Origin of the sequence: Pandoraea oxalativorans (genome assembly GCF_000972785.3) — a bacterium.
In the GTDB taxonomy this organism is placed as follows: Bacteria; Pseudomonadota; Gammaproteobacteria; order Burkholderiales; family Burkholderiaceae; genus Pandoraea; species Pandoraea oxalativorans.
This window is the reverse complement of sequence record NZ_CP011253.3, coordinates 4,889,453-4,912,705: the sequence shown is the minus strand read 5'-3', so window position 1 is coordinate 4,912,705 and position 23,253 is coordinate 4,889,453. Positions and strand designations below refer to the sequence as shown.

The window sequence follows — 23,253 nt, the reverse complement described above, 5'->3', positions numbered from 1 at the left end:
CCGGCCTCCAACCACTACATATAGTGGTCAGTGACCGGGAAGCAAGATCCATCAATACCGTGCTTGTCCTGCGGCGTTTTGTGGGGCGGCACAGCAGCAAAGCCGTGCAGCGGACACCTCGAACCCTTGGCCGTCCGTCGGTCGTGCGGTGTTCAGCACTTCGCTCCATCGGCGCCCCCAGGGCGCATTTTTGCCGACTTCAGTACTCAGTATTGCTGGTGGAAGTGCGCTAACAGCACCATCTCATTGGAACGGGAGTTTTTACATGCAGACTAACGAAAACCTCACCCGCCCGAACCCGACGCCCGCCGCGAACGCCGGCAGTGGCGCGGGTGCGTCGGCGCCCCAGACGACGGGCGCATTCGAGCCGGCGACCAACGCCGACTTCAAAGTGATCCGACGCAACGGCACGGTGGTGGGTTTCGAGCCGTCGAAGATCGCTATCGCCGTGACCAAGGCGTTCCTGGCAGTGAACGGCGGTCAGGGTGCGGCTTCGGCGCGCGTACGCGAGCTCGTGGAACAGTTGACGGAAAACGTCGTGCGCGCATTGGTGCGCAGCCGCCCGAACGGCGGTACTTTCCACATCGAAGACATTCAGGATCAGGTCGAACTCGCGCTGATGCGCGAAGGCGAGCACAACGTCGCCCGCGCCTATGTGCTGTACCGCGAGAAGCGTGCGCAAGAGCGCGCTCACGCCGGTGAGGCCACGCAAGAGGCGGCAACGCCCGACACCCCGGTGCTGCATGTCACCGACAACGGTGTGTCGCGCCCGCTCGACATGGCGGCACTGCGCGGCGTGGTGAGCGCAGCCTGCGAGAATCTCGGCAGTGAAGTCACCGCCGAGCCGATTCTGGCCGAGACCATCAAGAACCTGTACGACGGCGTGCCGCTGTCGCAGGTCTACGATTCGGCGATCCTCGCCTCGCGTACCCTCATCGAGAAGGAACCGGCGTACAGCCAGGTCACCGCACGTATCCTGATGCACACGATCCGCCGCGAAATCCTCGGCGAAGAAGTGCCGCAGGGCGAGATGGCTGCGCGTTACATCGAATACTTCCCGCGTTTCATCAAGCAAGGCGTTGAGGCCGAACTGCTCGACGAGCAACTGCTCTCGTTCGATCTGGCCAAGCTGGCCGCTGCGCTCGATGCGTCGCGCGACCTGCAATTCAACTACCTCGGCCTGCAAACGCTGTACGACCGCTACTTCCTGCATATCGACAGCCATCGCATCGAAATGCCGCAGGCGTTCTACATGCGCGTGGCCATGGGTCTGGCGCTGAACGAAGTCGAGCGCGAAGCGCGTGCGATCGAGTTCTATCAGATCCTGTCGAGCTTCGACTTCATGAGCTCCACGCCGACGCTGTTCAACTCGGGCACGCGTCGCTCGCAGCTCTCGTCGTGCTACCTGACGACCGTCTCGGACGATCTGGAAGGTATCTACGAAGCGCTCAAGGAAAACGCACTGCTGTCGAAGTTCGCCGGTGGTCTGGGCAACGACTGGACGCAGGTTCGCGCACTCGGCTCGCACATCAAGGGCACGAACGGCAAGAGCCAGGGTGTGGTGCCGTTCCTTAAGGTGGTCAACGACACGGCGGTGGCCGTGAACCAGGGCGGCAAGCGCAAGGGCGCCGTTTGCGCCTACCTGGAAACGTGGCACCTGGACATCGAAGAATTCCTGGAACTGCGCAAGAACACGGGTGACGATCGTCGCCGTACGCACGACATGAACACGGCGAACTGGATTCCCGATCTGTTCATGAAGCGCGTGATGGAAGGCGCGGAGTGGACGCTGTTCTCGCCGTCGACCTGCCCGGATCTGCACGACAAGTACGGCCGCGCGTTCGAACAGGCTTATACGGCTTACGAAGAGAAAGCCGCGCGCGGCGAGATCAAGCTGTTCAAGAAGGTGCCGGCGCAAGCGCTGTGGCGCAAGATGCTGGGCATGCTGTTCGAAACCGGCCATCCGTGGATTACGTTCAAGGATCCGTGCAACATCCGCTCGCCGCAGCAACACGTGGGCGTGGTGCACTCGTCGAACCTGTGCACGGAAATCACGCTCAACACGAGCGAGACGGAAATCGCCGTGTGTAACCTCGGCTCGGTGAACCTCGTGGCTCACCTGAAGCAGACGGCCAACGGTTACGAGCTGGATCACGAGAAGCTGCAACGCACCATTCGCGTGGCGATGCGCATGCTCGACAACGTCATCGACATCAACTACTACGCGGTGGCGAAGGCGCGCAATTCGAACCTGCATCACCGTCCGGTGGGCATGGGCATCATGGGCTTCCAGGACTGCCTGCACCTGCTGCGCACGCCGTACGCGTCGAACGCCGCCGTGGAGTTCGCCGACCGTTCGATGGAAGCGGTTTGCTACTACGCCTACTGGGCGTCGACCGAACTGGCCAAGGAACGCGGTCAGTACTCGTCGTACAAGGGCTCGCTGTGGGATCGTGGCATTCTGCCGCAGGACTCGCTCAAGCTGCTGGCCGAAGAGCGTGGCGGTTACGTCGACGTCGACCTGTCGAGTACGCTCGAGTGGGACAGCCTGCGCAAGCACATTGCCGCGCACGGCATGCGCAACTCGAACTGCGTGGCCATCGCTCCGACGGCCACCATCTCGAACATCATCGGTGTGTCGGCCTGCATCGAACCGACGTTCCAGAACCTGTACGTGAAGTCGAACCTGTCCGGCGAATTCACGGTGGTCAACGAGTACCTGGTGCGTGACCTGAAGGCCCGCGGTCTGTGGGACGAAGTGATGGTCGCCGACCTGAAGTACTTCGACGGTTCGCTTGCCCGTATCGATCGCGTGCCGGCCGACCTGCGCGAGATCTATGCCACGGCGTTCGAAGTCGAGCCGAAGTGGCTGGTCGAGGCGGCATCGCGTCGTCAGAAGTGGATCGATCAGGCGCAGTCGCTCAACATCTATATGGCTGGCGCGTCGGGCAAGAAGCTCGACGAGACGTACAAGCTGGCCTGGACGCGCGCGCTCAAGACCACGTACTACCTCCGTACGATGGCTGCAACGCACGTCGAGAAGTCGACGGTCAGCCACGGTGCACTGAACGCGGTGCCGAGCTCTGGGGGTGTGTCGGGTGGCTTCTCGGCCGAACCGACCTCGCCGTTGGCGCAGCCGATGCCGGAAGCCGAAGGCGCCGTCTGCACGATGCGTCCGGGCGACCCGGGCTTCGAAGAGTGCGAGGCTTGCCAGTAAGTTGTTTGTGATGCGGTGCCGCATGTGAGATGCGGCCCGCGCCTTCGGGAAAACCCCGTCGATCCGAAAGGGCGACGGGGTTTTTCTTTGACGGCGACCAACGCCTGTTTTCGAATCAGGCCAGATCGATGCGCATCGCCAGATCGAGCGTCTGGCCGTGAGCGAGTACCACGTGATCGGTGTCGAACTCGCCCACGCGATGCGTCGACGGCTCCAGGCAGAGATAGGGACGCCCGGCGGGCGAGTGCAGCACGAGCCAGGTCGCATCGTCGGTGCGCACGGTGGCGCTGCGCAGCCCGCCCGCGTAGTCGATGCGGGCCTCGAAGCGGCCCGACTCGGTGGGGACTTCGGCGAACCAGGTCGAACGTCCGCCCGTGTCGAGGCCGCCGCCGACCGACACCACTTCCATCGGCCCGACGTGCACGCGTTGCTCGCTCGGCCAGCGGATATCTTCAGATGGCGAGCGCCAGAGCGCCTCGGACTCGAACGTCACGCGCGCGCCTGCGGGCCAGCGGAAGTACGGGTGCAGGCCGAGCCCCGCGGGCATCTCCTGCGCCGAGAGGTTGGTGAGCGAGAGCTGCATGTCGACGCCTTGGTCGTCGAGCGTCACCGAAAGGTACGCCTGATAGTGCCAGGGCCATGCCGGTTGCACGGGGCTGTCGAGTTGCAGCACGCAGCAGTGCGTGCTTTCGTCGACGACCTCCCACGCACGTCGCAGTCCCCAGCCGTGCAGCGAACTCGACGTGGCGGGCGTCTCGTGAACGGCGATGGTGCTGCCGCGCCAGTGCAGCGTGTCGTCGCGCAACATATTGGTATACGGCAGCATCGGGAACGCACCGGCCTTGGGCCATTCGTCGGAGGAAAATGGCTCATTGCCGAGCGGTACGAGATAGTCGAACAGGTCGCCGCGGGTGTCGCGACGCGCCAGACGCGACAGGCGCGCGCCGCAACCCGGCTGCACTTCGGCGATGAGCGCACCCCTGGCGAGGCGGATCGGTTTGCCGGGGGTGAGCGTGAGCGGTGTCGGACCCGGTGGGTTGGCGGTAGCGCCGGCGGCGGGCGGGGTGGCCGGGACCTGTGCGCCGTCGGCGCGTGAGGATGTCATCGTCAGTATCTCCTTCGTTGGCGCCGGGGAGGTGGAGGCAGTGGCGTGCGCCGCAATCTTGTGTTCCGGTCCGCGACGCTTTGGCGCTTGCCGCACAGGATACGCCAATGCGGCCGCGCGTCGTTTTGATGCACTGCAAACGCTGTCGTGCGGCGTCGTTTCGTGGCAAGATGCCGGTCCCGCAAGGCCGTGCGTCACGTGACGACGGTATGCTCGCAAACACTAGGTATTGTGGTGTCGGCATATCTCGACACAATATATGGTGTCGCCGGACTGGAATGCGTGACGGTATTGTGCTAAATTGGAGTCATTCGATCGACGTCGGGAGATCATGATGTTGCAAGACAAAGATTGCAGCCTCGGGACCGGAGTCATCGTCGACGTTGTCATTCAAATTAGCGCGAAAGCGAATCTGCTTTACCCCCAACACCAAGCATTGCCACTCGCGGATTTTTCGTCGTCGTCCTCTGATTGACGGCAGCAATATCGCAATTTTTTCGTCGGCCTTCGTGCGCGAACGGCTGATCTGTCACTTCGGCGAGACGCGTGCCAAACGTGTTTCGCATCAACCTGAACGGACCGAGACCCTATGCTGAACTGGGAAGAAGAGACCTCTACCGCCAAACCGGCACCTGCCGCAGCACCGGCTGCGCCTGCACCCAACATTCTGGGCACGCAAGACGACAACACGCCGCACACGATCGCCTCGCAGTCGACGCGCCGCGTGAGCGCCTCGGACAAGCGCGTGATCAACGGCACGACGGACGTGAATCAACTGGTGCCGTTCAAGTACAAGTGGGCCTGGGAAAAGTACCTGGCCGGTTGCGCGAATCACTGGATGCCGCAGGAAATCAACATGTCGCGCGACATCGCCTTGTGGAAGGACCCGAACGGTCTGACCGAAGACGAGCGCCGCATCATCAAGCGCAACCTCGGCTTCTTCGTGACGGCGGACTCGCTCGCCGCGAACAACATCGTGCTGGGCACCTATCGCCACATCACCGCGCCGGAGTGCCGTCAGTTCCTGCTGCGTCAGGCGTTTGAAGAGGCGATCCACACGCACGCCTATCAGTACATCGTCGAAAGCCTGGGTCTGGACGAAGCCGAGATCTTCAACGCGTATCACGAAGTGGCGTCGATTCGCGACAAGGACGAATTCCTGCTGCCGTTCATTGAAGTGGTGGCCGATCCGTCGTTCAAGACGGGTACGCAGGAAGCCGACCAGAAGCTGCTGCGTTCGCTGATCGTGTTCGCCTGCATCATGGAAGGCCTGTTCTTCTACGTGGGCTTCACGCAGATTCTGGCGCTGGGCCGTCAGAACAAGATGACCGGTGCTGCAGAGCAGTATCAGTACATCCTGCGCGACGAGTCGATGCACTGCAACTTCGGCATCGACCTGATCAACCAGGTGAAGCTGGAAAACCCGAATCTGTGGACGCCGGAATTCCGCGAAGAGATTCGCGAGCTGTTCAAGAAGGCGGTCGAGCTTGAGTATCGCTACGCAGAAGACACGATGCCGCGCGGCGTGCTCGGTCTGAACGCGGGCATGTTCAAGAGCTACCTGCGCTTCATCGCAAATCGTCGTTGCGCACAGATCGGTCTCGAAGCGCTCTACCCGAACGAAGAGAATCCGTTCCCGTGGATGAGCGAAATGATCGACCTGAAGAAGGAGCGCAACTTCTTCGAAACGCGAGTGATCGAGTACCAGACCGGTGGCGCACTGAGCTGGGACTAAGCATTGAGTGAAAAATGGATGCATCGCGCAACGCGAGCATCCATGCGGGTTTCGAGAGGGTGGTGTGTGCGTGCACAGCGCGCATGACTGACGCAGGAGAAGACGAAGAAGAGGCGTCGGTCACCCACATCATCCTCACTCGCACGTTGAAGTTCTCGCTTCGAAGTTGGCTTCAGAGATCGCAATGAAGCGCATGTTGAAGACACAGCAGAGCACGTCGAAGACATCGAACACACGCATCGCACGCATCGACATGCGAGTGTGATGTGCATCAAATACAACAGATTGACTTCTTCGTTACGAATGATGTGCGCTTTTTTACGCACAAAGTATTAACATCGCATCACAAAAGAATTATTATTCGCTCAAATAAATTGCAGTCTCGATGAACACACGAAAGCACTCACTGCTTTCCTCCCGCGACAGAGAGCTGGTAGTTACGGAGCGTAAAAACCTTGGTGCATAGCAAGCTGTATCGCTTATCCGCTATCGCAATCTCCTCCATCCCGATGACGGGACAGGCAAGCTACCCCCCGAAGAATCTGGCGATCCCCCTTTCTCAAGACAATCGAATTGCTGGCGGCAATGTCGCCGGCAATTTTTTTGCGCGCGTGACCACATACGGTCAGCGTCATGTGCGCAGCGCCGAATTCATTAGCGTAAGCGGTCGTAGTCCGATGCGTACGCCGATGAATAGCCCGCTCGCCGGCGGTTCCCGCACGGTGGTCGGGTTTCCTTCTCAGGTAGTTTCGTTTGAGTGATCTCTCACGTTAAGGAGTAATGTGATGGCTACGATTAAGAAGGCTGTTGCCAAGAAGCCGGCGGCTAAGAAAGCTGCTGCCAAGAAGCCCGTTGCAAAGAAGGCCGCTGCTGCCAAGAAGCCGGTAGCAAAGAAGGCTGTCGCCGCCAAGAAGCCGGTAGCGAAGAAGGCTGTTGCCGCTAAGAAGCCGGCAGCAAAGAAGGTTGCCGCCAAGAAGCCGGTCGCCAAGAAGGCAGCGGTGAAGAAGGTTGCTGCCAAGAAGCCGGTCGCCAAGAAGGCAGCGGTGAAGAAGGTTGCCGCCAAGAAGCCGGTGGCCAAGAAAGCAGCAGTGAAGAAGGTTGCCGCCAAGAAGCCGGCCGCCAAGAAAGCAGCAGTGAAGAAGGTTGCTGCCAAGAAGCCGGCCGCGAAGAAGGCAGTGGCTGCCAAGAAGCCGGCTGCGAAGAAGGCTGCTGCCAAGAAGCCTGCTGCAAAGAAGGCTGCCGCTAAGCCTGCTGCGAAGAAGGCCGCTGCGAAGCCTGCCGCCAAGAAGCCTGCTGCGAAGAAGCCGGCCGTCAAGAAGGTTGCCGCTAAGCCTGCTGCTGCTGCTGCTCCGGCCGCAGCACCCGCCGCTGCACCGAAGACGGCGCTGAACCCGGCAGCGGCATGGCCGTTCCCGACCGGCAGCCGTCCGTAATCCGAGTGCCGATGCAGGAACCAAGGCACTTAGGTGTCTTTTGACCGGGTAGGCCTACCCGGTCCGAAACCCGCTGTGATGAGCGGTCGTCACAGCGGGTTTTTTCATGGCGAAATAAAAATGGGCAACCCGAAGTCGCCCATGTTTTCGGTGCGAGGTGTCGCCTTAGTGCGTTACACGCGTCACGCCGCCGCTCGAGAGCAGGCGCACGCGCTGACCCGGCTGAAATGCCTCGTCGGCATCCTGAGTAATCGCGCGCAACTCACCGTTGTCCAGGCGTACGGTGATCTCGAGTCCGGCCTTCTTGCTCATGCGGCTTTCGATGGCCTGACCTGCCACAGCACCCAGCAGACCGCCGACGATGCCCGTCGCAATCGAACCGCGACCCCCACCGATGGCGCTGCCGCCAATGGCGCCGAGCGCGCCGCCACCGGCGATGCCCAGGATGCCCGGGTCGCCGTTGCTGCTATCGATCGTGACCGGACGCACCGATTCGACCGTGCCCATACGCACGACCTGCTCGCGTTGCGCCTGACGGCTGTTGTAGACGCTTGCCGAATTGCTCGGGCCGAACGCCGTGCAGGCGGACAGTGTGAGCGACGCCGCAGCGGCGAGGATGATTAGCGGTGTGGTGAGTCGTGCCATCGTTATGCCTTTCGTCAAATCATTCGAAGCGGTGGCCGAACGCTTCTTCATATTGCGCTTCGATCTCCGAGCGCGTCGGTGCATACGTCTGCGGACCCTGCTCGGCAATCTTGAGCGAACCCATCAGGCTGGCCAGGCGGCCGGTGGTCGGCCAGTCGAGGCCCTTTTCGATGCCATACAGCAAACCGCCACGGAACGCGTCGCCGCATCCGGTCGGGTCGACGACACGCTTGGCGGGCACGGCAGGAATGTCGTGTTGCTTGCCGCCGGCGAAGATCTGGGCCCCGTGCTCTCCGCGCGTGACGACAAGTGCCTCGACACGCGACTGGAGATCTTGCATCGACCATCCGGTCTTCGTGCAGAGGAGCTTGGCTTCGTAGTCGTTGACCGCGAGATACGTGGCAAGTTCAACCATGCGACGCAGTGCCTCTGACGACAGAATCGGCAGGCCCTGACCCGGATCGAACATGAACGGCACGCCCGCAGCGGCGAAACCTTCGGCGTGCGCGAGCATGGCGTCGGAGGCATCCGGCGCGACGATGCCGAGCGTGGCGCCCTTCACGTCGGCCACACGGTTACGCGAGGAGAACATCATCGCACCCGGGTGGAAAGCGGTGATCTGGTTGTTGTCCAGATCGGTGGTGATCATCGCGTTGGCCGTCATGCTGTCCGTGACCGTGCGCACGAACTCGGTCGACATACCGAGCGACTGGAAACGCTCAAGGTATGCGGCGCCATCTTCACCGACGGTCGCCATGACGACCGGCGAGCCACCCAGCAGATGCAGGCTGTAGCCGATGTTGCCTGCGCAGCCGCCAAAGTTGCGGCGCATCGTCGGCACGAGGAAGCTGACGTTCAGGATGTGCGCCTGATCAGGCAGGATGTGCTCGCCGAAGCGGCCTTCGAACGTCATGATGTTGTCGTAGGCCAGCGAGCCGCAGATCACGGTAGTCACGGGAAAGTCCTTGCGAAAAATAAGCGGGGGAGCGTCAGCAGAAGACGGCAGACGGTGATGACCCGTCGCACTGTCCTGGTCCGCTGGACAAAAACGGGCCGCCGCATCGACGGCACCGGCAGGGGTATGACAAGACGGCGTGGGCCGCAAATGCGGCTCGACTCGCCTGTGAAAGACGGTTCATGTGGCGAGATTTACACCAGCCAACACCGAACCCTCGATTGAGGCGAGTCGATTTTCAGCGATCGGATCAGGACAGTGCGGCGAGCGCAGCGTCGTAATTCGGTTCGTTCTTGATTTCCGGCACCAGCTCCGCGTGCACGACATGGTTGTCGGCGTCGAGCACGACCACGGCGCGCGCCGACACACCGGCGAGCGGGCCGGTCGTGATGGCAACACCGTAGTCCTTGAGGAACTCGCGACCGCGCATGGTCGAGAGCGTGACGACGTTGTTCAGACCTTCGGTGGCGCAGAAGCGGCTCATCGCGAACGGCAGGTCAGCCGAGATCACGAGCACGACGGTGTTGTCGAGCTTGCCGGCGGCTTCGTTGAACTTGCGGGTCGACGTGGCGCAGGTCGGCGTGTCGAGGCTCGGCACGATGTTGAGGACTTTGCGCTTGCCCGCGAAGTCGTCGAGCGTGACGTCTGCCAGTTTGGCGTTGACCAGCTTCAGCGCCGGCGCGGTCTGACCCTTCTGCGGGAACTGGCCGTCGACTTCGATGGGGTTGCCCCCGAGCGTGACTTGGGACATCTATATCTCCTAGGTTGAGTGCAACAGCGCTATCAGGGATAGAACGCGAGCACCCGGTAATTACTGGCTAGCGCTGCCTGCGCCGACAATCGTAACCGAATCGTGCGTTCGTTGCGTGGTGCCAGCCCGGCATCGCGCAGGGTTGCCCCGGTAACGTACTCGTTCGCTGAAAAAACGCGACGCACGACCGGCTTTCCGTCGATGTCCGAGAGCGTCAGTTCGAGCGACGGCCAGGCCAGTGCATGGTCGGCTTCGTTGCGTACGAAGACGGTGAGCGTCATCGGTACGCCGTCGGTCGGGGTGTCGGAGGCGGTGGCGGAAGCGTCGCTTGCGGTGACCGGACTCGCCGTGGCTGCCGACGCCACGTCGCCGTCGTTGCCATTGTCACTAGTGTCGCCGACGGCGTCGGTCACCAGCGTCACGCTCGAAATCTGGATCTTGTCCGGCTGGCGCGGCAGTCCGACCGTCAGTTGCAGCGGACGACCGATCGCGGCGAACACGCCGTGCAATGCCGGTATCCGGTCGACGAGCGCCGCGCGTTCGATCCATGCCCATTGGCAGAGGGGTGCGAGGACGGCCAGCGTCATGAGCACGCGCCAGATCACACGTGCTGCGCCGGGACGCTTGTTCGCGTCGGTGGAAAGGGGCGGCGTTTGCGCGCGCAAGGAAGGCGAGGCCGTTGGCGCGGTGAGCACCGTGGGGTCGTCGTCGTCCATATAGCGGCCCGGGCCGTGCTGCATTTGCGCACGGCTTTCGTCGGGCGAGCCGAGCAGGGCAGCAATGGCCGTGGGCGTCAGCATCTCGGGTACCGGCTTTTCGCTGATAGCTGCGAAAGATGAGGACGATGAGGACGATGACGATGCCCCTTCATGTGCCGTTGGGACTGTCGATGCCGCGCCTGGCGTCGCAACCGTACGCTCGACGGCACCGCTTTGGCCGGGCGTCGCGCCGGCTGATGCAGAGGTGGGCGGGGCGTCGTCGGCGGGCGGATCGCAGAGATAAGCGCGTCCGTCGAACACCTCACGGCAATGGCCGCAGCGCACGAGGCCGTCGCGCAGCTTGAGCTGATCCGCGACGACGCGAAAAACGGTGTGGCAGTGCGGGCAGCGGGTCGCGAGAACGCGCGAGGACTGGGTCATGAGGCTCGTTGGACTCGTTGGACTCGTCGCATCGTGCGCATCGCGTGCGGCAGCGCGGCGGGCGGGCGGTTAACCGACGGACCCAGTGGCAGCCTGCCCATGCAGGCAGACCCAGCCGTCGTGAGCGCGCCATACCGACATCTTCATATAAGGCGCGTAGGCCGCGATCACCTCGTCGGCCTGTCGTTCCAGCACGCCCGACAGTGCGAGCCGTCCGCCCGGGGCCACGCGCGACGTCAACATCGATGCGAGCAGCTTGAGCGGATTCGACAGAATATTGGCGACCACGATATTGAACTGACCGTCACGCAGGTCATCGGGCAAGCCGTATTCGACCGGCGCGTGATTGCGTTCGCTATTGTAGCGGGCGGATTCGACGGCTTGCGGATCGATGTCGATACCGATGACCGGCTCGGCACCGCATTTGCGCGCGAGAATCGCCAGGATGCCCGAGCCGCAGCCGTAGTCGAGCAACGACTGACCCGTTTGCACGTGCTGTTCGAGCCACTCCATGCAAAGGCGCGTCGTCGGATGGCTGCCGGTGCCGAAGGCCAGACCCGGGTCGAGTTCGAGGATGAGGGCGTCGGTGTCGGGTGCGTCGTGCCACGACGGCACGACCCAGATCCGCTGGCCGATCTGCATCGGCTCGAACTGCGATTGCGTCAGACGCACCCAGTCTTGTTCCTCCACGTCACGTAATGTGAAGGCGGGCGACTCGGCGAGTCCCAGTTCATTGACCGCCGCCGCGAGCAGCACGGCGGCGTCCTGATCTTCCCCCACCAGCGCAACCACGCGCGAGCGTTGCCACGCAGTGTCCGGCGGGGTCAGACCCGGCTCGCCGAACATCGGTTGCTCGTCGGGCGTGTCGGCATCCGCGTCTTCCACGGAGACCGACAGCACGCCCAGATCGAGCAGGGCGTCCGACAGGGCCTCGGCCTGTGCGCGGGCAACTTCTACGACGAGTTCGCGATACATAGCGAGTGATTCCTGCGAATTAACGACTTAATTGCCGCCGACGGCAGACTTCTGCGCCAGCTTGTGTTCCAGATAGTGAATGCTCGTGCCGCCTTCGACGAACTTGGCGTCGAGCATCAGTTCCCGGTGCAAGGGGATGTTCGTCTGGATACCTTCGACCACGATTTCCGACAGGGCGACACGCATGCGACGGATCGCCTGCTCGCGCGTTGCGCCGTAAGCGATCAGCTTGCCGATCATCGAGTCGTAGTTAGGCGGCACGAAGTAGCCGTTATAAGCATGCGTGTCGACGCGGATGCCGGGCCCGCCCGGCATATGCCAGGCGGTGATGCGGCCCGGCGACGGCGTGAACTTGAACGGATCTTCGGCGTTGATGCGGCATTCGATGGCGTGGCCTCGGAACTCGATATCGCGCTGACGGTAGGCGAGCTTTTCGCCAGCCGCGATGCGAATCTGTTCCTGCACGATGTCGACGCCCGTGATCATTTCCGTGACCGGGTGTTCAACCTGCACACGCGTATTCATTTCGATGAAGTAGAACTCGCCGTTCTCGTACAGGAACTCGAACGTGCCGGCACCGACGTAGCCCATCTTCTTGCACGCGTCGGCGCAACGATCGCCGATACGCTCGATCAGACGACGCGGAATCAGCGGTGCCGTGGCTTCTTCGATCACCTTCTGGTGACGACGCTGCATGGAGCAGTCGCGCTCACCCAGCCAGATGGCTTGTTTGTGCTTGTCGGCGAGCACCTGGATTTCGATATGGCGCGGGTTCTCGAGGAACTTCTCCATATAGACTTCCGGGTTGCCGAAGGCGCGACCGGCTTCTTCGCGCGTCATGTTGACCGCGTTCACGAGCGCCGCTTCCGTGTGCACCACGCGCATGCCGCGACCACCGCCGCCACCTGCTGCCTTGATGATCACCGGATAGCCGACCTGACGTGCAATGCGCACGATTTCCTTCGGATCGTCGGGCAACGCGCCTTCCGAACCCGGCACGCACGGCACGCCGGTCTTGATCATCGTCTGCTTGGCCGACACCTTATCGCCCATCAGGCGAATGGTTTCGGGGCGCGGGCCGATGAACGTGAAACCCGATTGCTCGACGCGCTCGGCGAAGTCGGCATTTTCGGAGAGGAAGCCGTAACCCGGGTGAATCGCCTGGGCGTCCGTCACTTCTGCCGCGCTGATCAGCGCGGGCATGTTCAGGTAGCTCAGCGGCGAGGGGGCCGGGCCGATACAGACCGCTTCGTCGGCGAGCTTGACGTACTTCGCTTCCTTATCGGCTTCGGAATAGACCACGACGGTCTTGATGCCCATCTCGCGGCACGCGCGCTGAACGCGCAAAGCGATTTCGCCGCGGTTGGCGATGAGAATTTTTTCAAACATTATGTGCAGTCCTGCCCGTAAGGGGAGAGGAGCGGGGCCGGACGCTTCATATCGCCACGCGGCCGAAGGCTGCGGGCGGAGCGTCCGACAACCGGCATTAGCCGATCACGAACAGCGGTTGACCGTATTCCACGGCCTGACCGTTCTCGACGAGGATTTCCTTGATCACGCCGGCCTTGTCCGACTCGATCTCGTTGAGCAGCTTCATCGCTTCGATGATGCACAGCGTCTGGCCTTCCTTGACCGAGTCGCCGACTTGCGCGAACGGATCGGCACCCGGCGACGGGGCGCGGTAGAACGTACCGACCATCGGCGACGTCACGATGTGACCTTGCGGCAGTGCCGGTGCGGCCGGCGCGGCGGCGGGCGATGCGGCGGGAGCTTGCGCAGCGACTTGCGGCATGGCGGCCGGCATGGCCATCTGCATCGGGGCGGCGATCACTTGCGGCGGCGCCTTGACGATGCGGACCTTGCCTTCGCCTTCGGTGACTTCGAGTTCGGAAATACCCGATTCGGCCACGAGGTCGATCAACGTCTTGAGTTTGCGCAAATCCATGAAGGAAGCTCCTTGATTCTGTATCGACGCGGGCGCAACGTCCCGCGAGAGGAAATGGGGTGTGAGAGGACTACCCGCCGGCGAGTCGCCGCAGGGCAAAATCGAGTGCGTAGGTATACCCGCGCCAGCCCAGGCCGCAGATCACACCTTGCGCAATATCGGAAAAGTACGAGTGATGCCGGAAGGCTTCGCGCGCATGAACGTTCGAAAGGTGAACTTCGACGAACGGGATGCCTACCCCGGCCAACGCGTCGCGAATTGCCGCGCTCGTGTGGGTATAGGCCGCCGGGTTGATGACGATGAAGTCGATCGACTCACCGCGCGCCGCCTGAATCCGGTCAACCAGTGCGCCTTCGTGATTGCTTTGGAATGTCGCCACCTCGACACCTGCCGTCTGGGCCTGCGCCACAAGGGCGGAGTCGATGTCGGCCAGCGTCGTGCGACCGTACACTTCCGGCTCGCGAGTACCGAGCAGGTTCAGGTTGGGGCCGTGGAGCACGAGAATGCGGTGAGGCATCGGCGAATCAAATTTCACGAAATTGGGCGCAATTAAACGCCAGTTGGTAGATTTTGTCTAGTGGGGCGAAATAGGGACTGCCCCGCCGGGGTCTGCCGGTCACGTCCGGCGGGGCTTCCCGGGATCCCCCTTCCACCGTGTTAGGGTCAGATGAGCGGTTTGAGCGCGGCGCGGACCTCGTCCGACGTGATGCGGCCCAGCTTCTCATAATGCAGGCGGCCCTGAGGGTCGACGACGACAGTAAAGGGCAATGCGCCCGCCTTGTTGCCGAGCGCGCGGGCCAGGTCCGTGCCGGCATAACCTGCCACGAGCAGCGGGTAGTCCACTTTCACCTTTTGCTCGAACGCGATCATGTTCTGCGCCGTATCGATGCCAATGCCGACAAATTGCACGTTTTTCGTTGCGAACTCGGTGGAGAGCGCTTGCAAATCGGGCATTTCCTCGACGCAGGGCCCGCACCACGGCGCCCAGAAGTTCACCACCAGCGTCTTCCCTTTCCATTGCGAGATGGCCTGATCGCTGCCTTTCAGGTCGGGGAGGCGGGTGGCGAGCAGTTGGGCGACGGCGGCGTCCGAGGCGCTCGGTGTCGGCGGGTTGCGGTGGCCGAGCCAGAATCCGCCCGCCAGCCCGATGAGGGCCAGAATCACCAGAAGAACGATGCGTTTTGCCATGATGGGTAGAAGGCTGTGTGCCGGATAAGACAGTAAACGAAAGACGAGCCGTAATTGCGAAGAATTAGTGGCGATTGCGTCGCGATTGCGCTGTTATTGTCCCGTGATTTTGCTGCGAGTGTGCGTCAGCCCGCAAGGACGGCTCAGTGACTCGGGGCATGGCTGGCGGCATCGCTCTGCGCGATCAGCGCTCGCAACCCGTCGGCGTCGACTCGGACCGGCCGGCCATTGCCGTCGGACGCCTTAAGTGCGCCGCGCATGTCGTCCATCGAATAGAGCGACAGATGGACGCCCGCCGGTTCGCCCTGCTGGCCACGCTCGCGCCAGAGAAAACTCAACGTCTCGACGGTTCCCCGGCCATTGAAATGGCGGCTCTCGGAGACTTCGTAGTCGATGCCACGGTTGAGTAAGTCGATGGCCACTTCCTTGGGGTTGTCGCAAAAAGCCTGCAAGTAGATATCAGATAGCGATGTAGCCGTACCGTTATAGACGGCGCCGGTGATGAACGGGCGATAACGCGCCAGCTCTGTCATCACCGTCAAGGCGACCTCACGCAGATGCGCCAGCTCCGCGGGCTGTGTGTCGGAGAGGAACGTTTGCACGTATTCGCGGACTTCCGCTTCGATCTGGTCGTTATCGGGTAGTAATTCACCCGCAATTCGCGATTCCCCCGTTACCTGCTTGGCCGCCTTGCGCTTCGCCAGGGCGTAGTCCGCCCCCTCTTCGGCGATGAGGCGAGCGGCCGCCAGGGCGATTTCTTCGCGCAGGCGTTGGGCGTCGGTCCAGGATTTGCGTGTCATGCGAACGATGATACCCGAAAGGCATTGCGGTTCACGTGACAGGTACAATGGAGCCCCTGGCTTCTCTGCACTCCCATTTCCCGCACGGGTTCGGCCCGTCCTCACCACGCTCCCCATCCATGCATATTCATATTCTTGGCATCTGCGGCACGTTCATGGGCGGACTGGCAGTCCTCGCGCGTCAGGCCGGACACACCGTCACGGGTTGCGACGCTAATGTCTATCCGCCGATGAGCACTCAGCTCGAGGCGCAGGGCATTCGCCTGATCGAAGGGTTCGACGCCGATCAGGTCTCGCTGGAACCTGACCTGTTCGTGATCGGCAACGTCGTGTCGCGCGGCAATCCGCTGATGGAAGAGATTCTGAACCGGAATCTGCCGTACACGTCCGGCCCGCAATGGCTCGGCGAGCACGTGCTGTCGAAGAAGTGGGTGCTGGCGGTGGCCGGTACGCACGGCAAGACGAGCACGACGTCGATGCTGACGTGGATACTCGAAGACGCCGGGTACAACCCGGGCTTCCTCGTCGGCGGCGTGCCGATGAACTTCGGTATCTCGGCGCGGCTGACCGACAGCGACTTCTTCGTCATCGAGGCGGACGAGTACGACACCGCGTTCTTCGACAAACGCTCGAAGTTCGTCCATTACCACCCGCGCACGGCCATCCTGAATAATCTGGAGTTCGATCACGCCGACATCTTTCCGGATCTGACGGCGATCGAGACGCAATTCCATCATCTTGTGCGTACCGTCCCCGGGCAGGGCCGTCTGATCGTGAACGGCCGCGAACCGGCGCTGGAGCGGGTACTGACGCGCGGCTGCTGGAGCGAAGTCGAACGCTTCGGCGTGGCGGACGGCTGGCACGTGGCCGAAGCCAACGAGACGCTGGCGGCCGGGCAAGAGGCGTTCTGGGTCCATCAGGGGCCGAAGGCTGCGGGGGAAGTGAAGTGGACGCTTCAAGGCGAACACAACCGGATGAATGCGCTAGCGGCACTGGCCGCCGCACGTCACGTGGGCGTGCCGCCGGAGCAGGGTGCCGCGTCGCTGGGTAAGTTTCAGAACGTGAAGCGCCGTATGGAGGTGCGTGGGGAAGCTGGCGGCGTGACCGTCTACGACGACTTTGCCCATCATCCGACCGCAATTCAGACGACGTTGGCCGGCCTGCGCCGCCGCGCGGGCAAGGCCCGCATTCTGGCGGTGCTCGAACCCCGCTCGAACACGATGAAGCTCGGCGTGATGAAGGCGCAACTGCCCGCGAGTCTTGCCGATGCCGATCTGGTATTCGGCTATGGTGCGCCGTCCGGCAAGGATTCGCTCGGCTGGAATCTGACTGAAGCGCTTGCGCCGTTAGGCCCGCGTGCTCAGGCATTCGGCGATATCGACGGACTGGTGCGTGCGGTGAGCGCAGCCGCGCAGCCGGGCGACCAGATCGTGGTGATGAGTAACGGCGGCTTTGGCGGCATTCATCAGAAATTGCTTGATGCGCTGGCGGCGCGCGCCTGAGCGCGCCCCAGGCGGGTGTTACGTGGCTCGCGCACACTGACTTGGTTTTATCGGGGCTCCCATGATTCTCTATTTGCACGGCTTCCGTTCGTCGCCGCGTTCGTTCAAGGCGCAGTTGATGGCTGCCCGCATGCACCGGCTCGGTCTGGGGCACGACTGGGCGTGCCCGCAGTTGCCGCCGTCGCCGCTGGCCGCCGTTGTCGATGCGCAGCGCCTGCTGACCGGCGTGAGCGCCGACGAGTTGACCATCGTGGGTAGCTCGCTGGGCGGCTACTACGCGACCTATCTCGCAGAAAAGGTGGGTTGCCGCGCCGTGCTGCTCAATCCGGCGACGCGTCCGTATGACGATCTCGGTAAATGGCTCGGCGAGCAGCCGATGTGGCACGGCGGTGGTTCCATCGTCGTCGAACCGCGCCATCTGGACGAACTCCGCATGATCGACGTGGCGCAGATCACACGTCCCGAGCGCTATTACCTGGTGGCCGCGACTGGCGACCAGACGCTGGATTATCGCGATATGGTGGCGAAATTTCCCGGTGCGAAGCTTACGCTGATTGAGGGGAGCGACCACGGGATTTCCGATTTCGCCAACTATATGGACGACGTGCTGCGCTTCGCCGGCATCGACGTTGCGCCTTCCCCCGACGCAGCAAGCCCGTTCGCGGGCAAATGACGCGTTACCCCGTTCTGTCCTAAACCGCCGTAGTTTGGCGGGCTACAATGTCGCCTATTGCGATCGATGGCTGTTTCATGAACATTTTTTTTGAGGAATCCGGCGGCTTCAAGGCTGGCACGGTGTTGTCGCAGCAGGGCGAGTCGTATCAGGTGGAGTTGCCTGGCGGGCGTCGCAGCAAGATCAAGGGACGCGACGTTCTGCTACGTTTCGAGTCGCCCACGCCCGCCGAGCTGATCGCGCAGGCACAGGCCGCTGCACAGGATATCGATATGAGTTTCCTGTGGGAGTGCGCGCCGGCTGACGAATTCGCGTTTCCCGTCCTCGCGTCCGAGTACTTCGGCGAGGGCGCGAGCGTCGCGCAGCAGGCCGGGCTGGCGTTGGCCTTGCAGGCGTCGCCGATCTATTTCCGTCGCAAAGGCCGCGGTCAGTATCAGCGCGCCGCACAGGAGCAGCTCGAGGCCGCACTGGCCGGACTGGCGCGCAAGCAACAGCAAGCAGAGTTGCAGCAGTCGTACGCCGATCAGATGATCGCGGGTTCGCTGCCGGACGCACTCAAGGGCAAGGAACTGCAACTGTTGTTCCGTCCCGACAAGAACGCGCTCGAATGGAAGGCGCTCGATGCGGCGGCTATCGCGTTGGGCAAGACGCATGCCGAGGTGATGCTGGCGTGTGGCGGTATTGCGTCGCCGCGCGCCTATCACGAGGCCGCGTTCCTCTACGAGCACTTCCCGCGCGGTACCGGCTTCCCCGATCCGGGGCCGACGCCGCTGCCGCCCGACGATCTGCCGCTCGCCGATGTGCAGGCGTTCTCGATCGACGATTCGACGACAACCGAAATCGACGACGCCCTCTCGGTGCAATTGCTGCCGGACGGTCTGCTGCGCGTGGGCATCCACATTGCGGCACCGGCGCTGGGCATCACGCGTGGCGACGCCATCGACGAGATCGCCCGCGTGCGTCTGTCGACGGTCTACGCGCCCGGCGAGAAGATCACGATGCTGCCCGATTCGGTGGTCGAGACCTATACGCTTGCCGAAGGCGGCGCGCGTCCTGCCCTGTCGCTGTATGTCGTGGTCAAAGCCGACACGTATGAGATCGTGACGACCGAGACGCGCGCAGAGCTTGTGCCGATCTCCGCCAACCTGCGTCACAACGAACTCGACGCCATCATCACGGCGCAAACGCTGGCCGATGGCAGCGGCGACTATCCGCACAAGGAAGAACTGCGTCTGCTGTGGCCGTTTGCGCAATCGCTGTACGACAAGCGTCAAGCCGCGCGTGTGGGTTACGGTCTGCGCCCGGAGGTGCAGAACAAGACCGACTTCAATTTTTATGTCGACGGCGAGCACGTTACGATCAAGCAGCGCCTGCGCGGCGCACCGCTCGATCTGATCGTCGCCGAAATGGCGATTCTCGCGAACAGCCGCTGGGGGCGCCTGCTGGCCGAATGCGGCGTGCCGGGAATCTACCGCGCGCAACGCGCTTACGGCGTGAATCGTACGCGCATGCAGACGTCGCCCGCCCCGCATGAAGGGCTGGGCGTCGAGCAGTATGCGTGGAGCACGTCGCCGCTGCGTCGCTATGTCGACCTTGTGAACCAGTGGCAACTGATCGCCTGCGTGCGTCACGGCGTGACCGCCAAACTGGCCGCGCCGTTCAAGCCGAAAGATGCCGATCTCTATGCAACGGTGTCGAGCTTCGAGGCGGCGTACGCGGCCTATGGCGAACATCAGAGCCGCATGGAGCGCTACTGGTGCATGCGCTGGCTGATTCAGGAGAACAAGTCGCAGGTCCAGGCGAGCGTGCTCAAGGGCGATACCGTTCGTCTGAACGATATTCCGCTTACGCTCATCGTGCCGGGCCTCGGACTGCACGCGCGAGGCACGCAGATCATGCTCGACGTGCTGTCGTTCGACGTCGTCACGCTCAGTATTTCGGTGCGCATCTCGCAGGTGCTCGGCGCGAGCCAGACCGAACTCGCGGATGACGACGACGAAGGTGATGGCGGGGCCGGTGACGGTGGCGAGGGCGGCGAGAGCGGCGGTGCCGACGGTGGCGAAGGCTCCGATGCTTCCGATTCGTCCGATTCGTCCGAAGGCGATGTCGGTGCGGCGGGTGCTGCCGAAGGTGCCGCCGACGATGGCGGCGCCGTGTCCGCTCGGGGCGATGACTCGGTTGCGGCGTCCGACGCCGACGCCGGGGCGCCGATGGCCGCCGCGGTCATGGCGGCAGGGGCGCACGACGCTTCGGCCAGCCCCGCGTGCTGAAACCGGCTTTGCCCTCCGGCGATCTGGCCGCGGCGCGACGTCGCGGCTGGTCGCTAATGCGCGAGCATCCGCTCGCCACCGGCCTGATTTTCTCGGCGGTGGTGCATTTGCTCGCGCTGGCCATCCATTTCGTTGCGCCCGACAGTTTCCGGTTGCACAGCGCAGATACGCCCCTCGAAGTCGTCCTCGTCAATGCGAAGTCGACCCACGCACCGGACAAGGCGACGGCGCTCGCGCAGGCCAACCTTGTCGGTGGCGGGGAGCATGACGGCGAACGCGCGACCTCGCCATTGCCATCGCAGGCCATAGAGCGCGATGGTGCCCCCGTCGCGCAGGTCCAGCGCAATGTGAGCGACCTGGAAGCGATGCAGGAGAAGCTGCTTGCGCAGCTACGCAGTCAGTACGCGACCACGCCCGAGGCGCAGCGCAATCGCGCCGACACGCCGCAGCGCGGCCATGGACTCGACGACCAGACGGTCGACCAGCAGATCGCGCGCTTGCAGGCGGAAATCGACAAACAACTACGCGCCTACCAGACACGCCCCAAGCGAGGCCAGGTGACGGCGAACACGCGCGAAGTCGCGTACGCCAGATACTTCGATGGTCTGCGGCATCGTATCGAGCGTTACGGTACGGAGCACTTTCCGCAAATCGGCAACGACCGGCTGTACGGCGAACTGATCGTCACGCTCAATGTGAATCAACGGGGCGGGTTGGGGTATCACAAGGACGGCTGGAACGTCGTCGGCGTGGAAGTCACACGCAGCTCCGGCAACCGGGATCTGGATCGACGCGCAGTCGCGATCGTGCAGGCCAGCGCGCCGTTCGGCGACTTCTCGTCCGAGATGAAGCAGCGTTACGATATCCTCGAAATCGTCACGCGCATGACATTTTCCCGTCAGGGCGTGCAGGCGCAAACGCTCTCTGCACCGGCGCAGGACAACCCGCAATAGCACACCGAAGTGGCCGCAGCGGACTGTCATCCCGTTGGGATCGTGGTCGGTGGGACTTTCCAATAATTTCTATAATTGCTGGGTTTTCCCGATCTCGAAAAACTCCGCCATGAAATGGATTGTTCTGGCGATCATTGCTGCTTGTGCTGTGTACGTGCATTTCCGCGGTAAGGTTCGCCATAAATTTTTCCGCCAACTGTCCGATCATTCGACGTTCCTGGCACCGCTGAACGTCTTCATGTACACCTTTTCGCGTGTACCCACGACGCCCTATCTGAAATCCGACGATTTCCCCGAACTGGCGCCGTTGCGTCAGAACTGGGAAGCGATTCGTGCCGAAGCAATGTCGTTGCTCGACACCCGTCGTATCACAGCGTCCGACACCTACAACGATGTCGGCTTCAATTCGTTCTTCAAAAGCGGTTGGAAGCGGTTCTACCTGAAGTGGTATGACGAATCGCATCCGTCCGCCAACGCACTATGCCCGGTGACGACCGAACTCGTGCGCAAGATTCCGACGATCAAAGCCGCGATGTTTGCCGAATTGCCGCATGGCAGCCGACTGGTGCGTCACCGCGATCCGTACGCCGGTTCGCTGCGCTATCACCTCGGGCTGGTCACGCCGAACGACGACCGTTGTTACATCGATGTCGACGGCCAGCGGTATAGCTGGCGCGATGGTGAGGGCGTGATGTTCGATGAGACGTATATTCACTACGCCGAGAACCAGAGCGGTCAGAACCGTATCATTTTGTTTTGCGACGTCGAGCGCCCGATGAAGTACCGCTGGACGCAGGCCATCAATCGTTGGTTCGGCCGTCATCTGGTGGGGGCAGCAGCGTCGCCGAACGACGCGGGCGACCGTACCGGTGGCCTGAACAAGGTGTTCAAGTATATTTACTCGATTCGCGTCGTCGGCAAACGGCTGAAGGCGTGGAACCGTACCGTGTACTATGCGGTGAAATGGGCGTTGTTCGGAGGCATTCTGCTATGGATTCTCTGGTGAGTGCTCAACGCCATATTGGCCGACGACCTGCTGCATGAATATCAGCGGCGCCTGAGCGAAAGCCAGGCGCCGCGTCTTTGAAAACGATGACAAACCAAACGCCTGCCGGGGATTTGCCCGCCGATCGCTACGCGGTGATCGGTCATCCTGTCGAACATAGCCAGTCGCCCTTCATTCACGCCGAGTTCGCGCGGGAGACGGGGCAGCGACTCGTCTATGAGCGTCTGCTCGCGCCGCTCGACGCGTTTGCCGCGACGGTGCGCACGTTCATCGAACAGGGGGCGCGTGGGGCCAACGTGACCGTGCCGTTCAAGCTCGAAGCCCATGCATTGGCGGATCGGCTCACCGAGCGCGCGCAAGCGGCGGGGGCTGTCAACACGCTGGTATTCGATGCGCAAGGCATCACCGGCGACAACACGGATGGCGTCGGACTGGTGCGCGACATCGAAGGCCCGCTCGGCGTCACGCTCGCCGGACGCCGCGTGTTGCTGCTGGGCGCAGGTGGCGCGTCGCGTGGCGCGATGCTGCCGCTGATCGAGGCAAAACCGGCGTCGCTCTTCGTCGCGAATCGCACAGCGGCGCGCGCCGATGAACTCGTCGCCCGGTTTGCCGATGCGGCCGCACATCACGATGTGGCGTTGGGCGGTGGCGGTTGGGCGGCCGTTCCCGCCGGATTCGACGTCGTCATCAACGCCACGGCTGGCAGCCTCCAGGGCGAAGTCCCGCCATTGCCTGCGGGTGCCTATGCCACGGGGTCGCTCGCCTACGACATGATGTACGGGGCGCAGCCAACGGTCTTCATGACGCACGCGTTGGCCTCCGGCGCGGCGACGGCGTCGGACGGACTGGGCATGCTCGTCGAGCAGGCGGCCGAAGCGTTTGCCGTGTGGCGTGGTATGCGGCCGACGACCGACGTGGTGCGCGCAGCGTTGGGTGCCCGGCTCAACGCCCAAAGCTGACC

The 23,253-nt window shown here is 62.8% G+C and carries 21 protein-coding genes; 10 read left to right on the top strand and 11 right to left on the bottom strand.

Features of this window, described 5'->3' with window-relative positions; genetic code table 11:
* Positions 1-265: 265 nt before the first annotated feature.
* The gene (locus MB84_RS21630) at positions 266-3,217 is read left to right on the top strand and encodes a ribonucleoside-diphosphate reductase subunit alpha (protein ID WP_046289845.1); all 2,952 of its coding nucleotides are present in this window, start codon (positions 266-268) and stop codon (positions 3,215-3,217) included.
* Between the two features lie 115 nt (positions 3,218-3,332).
* Here the strand turns inward: MB84_RS21630 and MB84_RS21625 are convergent, their stop codons facing one another.
* Entirely contained in the window at positions 3,333-4,322 is a 990-nt protein-coding gene (locus MB84_RS21625; RefSeq protein WP_046289844.1) for an aldose epimerase family protein, read from the bottom strand.
* 589 nt (positions 4,323-4,911) lie between these two features.
* On the opposite strand from MB84_RS21625, the gene MB84_RS21620 reads away from it, so the two are divergent.
* From MB84_RS21620 to MB84_RS21615, 3 genes are all read left to right on the top strand, one after another.
* Positions 4,912-6,057 (top strand): ribonucleotide-diphosphate reductase subunit beta, encoded by a 1,146-nt coding sequence (locus tag MB84_RS21620; protein ID WP_046289843.1) that lies wholly within the window; start codon positions 4,912-4,914, stop codon positions 6,055-6,057.
* Positions 6,058-6,512: 455 nt separating this feature from the next.
* Positions 6,513-6,818, top strand: a complete 306-nt coding sequence (locus MB84_RS30055) for a hypothetical protein (protein WP_157122812.1) — start codon at positions 6,513-6,515, stop codon at positions 6,816-6,818.
* A gap of 24 nt (positions 6,819-6,842) precedes the next feature.
* Positions 6,843-7,490, top strand: a complete 648-nt coding sequence (locus tag MB84_RS21615) for a histone H1-like DNA-binding protein (protein ID WP_046289842.1) — start codon at positions 6,843-6,845, stop codon at positions 7,488-7,490.
* Between the two features lie 165 nt (positions 7,491-7,655).
* On the opposite strand, the gene MB84_RS21610 is transcribed toward MB84_RS21615, so the two are convergent.
* The 10 genes from MB84_RS21610 to MB84_RS21565 all read right to left on the bottom strand — a co-directional run bounded on the left by MB84_RS21610 (position 7,656) and on the right by MB84_RS21565 (position 15,888).
* Positions 7,656-8,135 carry an outer membrane lipoprotein gene (locus MB84_RS21610; RefSeq protein ID WP_039401436.1) on the bottom strand — a complete coding sequence of 160 codons (480 nt, stop codon included), beginning with the start codon at positions 8,133-8,135 and terminating at the stop codon, positions 7,656-7,658.
* A 19-nt stretch (positions 8,136-8,154) separates the two neighbouring features.
* A complete protein-coding gene (locus MB84_RS21605; RefSeq protein ID WP_046289841.1) occupies positions 8,155-9,090 on the bottom strand; it encodes a carbohydrate kinase family protein in 936 nt (311 codons plus the stop codon).
* A gap of 250 nt (positions 9,091-9,340) precedes the next feature.
* Positions 9,341-9,841, bottom strand: a complete 501-nt coding sequence (gene tpx / locus MB84_RS21600; RefSeq protein WP_046289840.1) for a thiol peroxidase — start codon at positions 9,839-9,841, stop codon at positions 9,341-9,343.
* Positions 9,842-9,873: 32 nt separating this feature from the next.
* Positions 9,874-10,980, bottom strand: a complete 1,107-nt coding sequence (locus tag MB84_RS21595) for a DUF3426 domain-containing protein (RefSeq protein WP_046289839.1) — start codon at positions 10,978-10,980, stop codon at positions 9,874-9,876.
* A gap of 69 nt (positions 10,981-11,049) precedes the next feature.
* A complete protein-coding gene (gene prmA, locus MB84_RS21590; RefSeq protein ID WP_046289838.1) occupies positions 11,050-11,955 on the bottom strand; it encodes a 50S ribosomal protein L11 methyltransferase in 906 nt (301 codons plus the stop codon).
* A 27-nt stretch (positions 11,956-11,982) separates the two neighbouring features.
* Complete coding sequence (accC, locus tag MB84_RS21585; protein ID WP_039393259.1) at positions 11,983-13,344, bottom strand: acetyl-CoA carboxylase biotin carboxylase subunit; 1,362 nt, start codon at positions 13,342-13,344, stop codon at positions 11,983-11,985.
* A 97-nt stretch (positions 13,345-13,441) separates the two neighbouring features.
* On the bottom strand, positions 13,442-13,900 hold the full coding sequence (gene accB / locus MB84_RS21580; RefSeq protein ID WP_046289837.1) for an acetyl-CoA carboxylase biotin carboxyl carrier protein: 459 nt from the start codon (positions 13,898-13,900) through the stop codon (positions 13,442-13,444).
* A 70-nt stretch (positions 13,901-13,970) separates the two neighbouring features.
* Positions 13,971-14,417, bottom strand: coding sequence for a type II 3-dehydroquinate dehydratase (gene aroQ / locus MB84_RS21575; RefSeq protein WP_046289836.1), 447 nt, complete (start codon positions 14,415-14,417; stop codon positions 13,971-13,973).
* Between the two features lie 146 nt (positions 14,418-14,563).
* The gene (locus tag MB84_RS21570) at positions 14,564-15,088 is read right to left on the bottom strand and encodes a TlpA family protein disulfide reductase (RefSeq protein ID WP_046289835.1); all 525 of its coding nucleotides are present in this window, start codon (positions 15,086-15,088) and stop codon (positions 14,564-14,566) included.
* A 143-nt stretch (positions 15,089-15,231) separates the two neighbouring features.
* Positions 15,232-15,888, bottom strand: coding sequence for a hypothetical protein (locus MB84_RS21565; protein ID WP_046289834.1), 657 nt, complete (start codon positions 15,886-15,888; stop codon positions 15,232-15,234).
* A gap of 119 nt (positions 15,889-16,007) precedes the next feature.
* Between MB84_RS21565 and mpl the strand changes: the two genes are divergently transcribed.
* From mpl to aroE, 6 genes are all read left to right on the top strand, one after another.
* Entirely contained in the window at positions 16,008-17,390 is a 1,383-nt protein-coding gene (gene mpl / locus MB84_RS21560; RefSeq protein ID WP_046289833.1) for a UDP-N-acetylmuramate:L-alanyl-gamma-D-glutamyl-meso-diaminopimelate ligase, read from the top strand.
* A gap of 61 nt (positions 17,391-17,451) precedes the next feature.
* The gene (locus tag MB84_RS21555) at positions 17,452-18,063 is read left to right on the top strand and encodes a YqiA/YcfP family alpha/beta fold hydrolase (RefSeq protein WP_046289832.1); all 612 of its coding nucleotides are present in this window, start codon (positions 17,452-17,454) and stop codon (positions 18,061-18,063) included.
* A gap of 77 nt (positions 18,064-18,140) precedes the next feature.
* A complete protein-coding gene (locus MB84_RS21550; protein ID WP_084010079.1) occupies positions 18,141-20,333 on the top strand; it encodes a ribonuclease catalytic domain-containing protein in 2,193 nt (730 codons plus the stop codon).
* On the top strand, positions 20,327-21,286 hold the full coding sequence (locus MB84_RS21545; protein ID WP_052652668.1) for an energy transducer TonB: 960 nt from the start codon (positions 20,327-20,329) through the stop codon (positions 21,284-21,286). The genes MB84_RS21550 and MB84_RS21545 overlap by 7 nt, the downstream gene beginning before the upstream one ends.
* A 109-nt stretch (positions 21,287-21,395) precedes the next feature.
* A complete protein-coding gene (gene lpxO, locus MB84_RS21540; RefSeq protein ID WP_046289831.1) occupies positions 21,396-22,292 on the top strand; it encodes a lipid A hydroxylase LpxO in 897 nt (298 codons plus the stop codon).
* Positions 22,293-22,378: 86 nt separating this feature from the next.
* Complete coding sequence (gene aroE, locus MB84_RS21535) at positions 22,379-23,251, top strand: shikimate dehydrogenase (protein ID WP_046289830.1); 873 nt, start codon at positions 22,379-22,381, stop codon at positions 23,249-23,251.
* Positions 23,252-23,253: the final 2 nt, after the last annotated feature.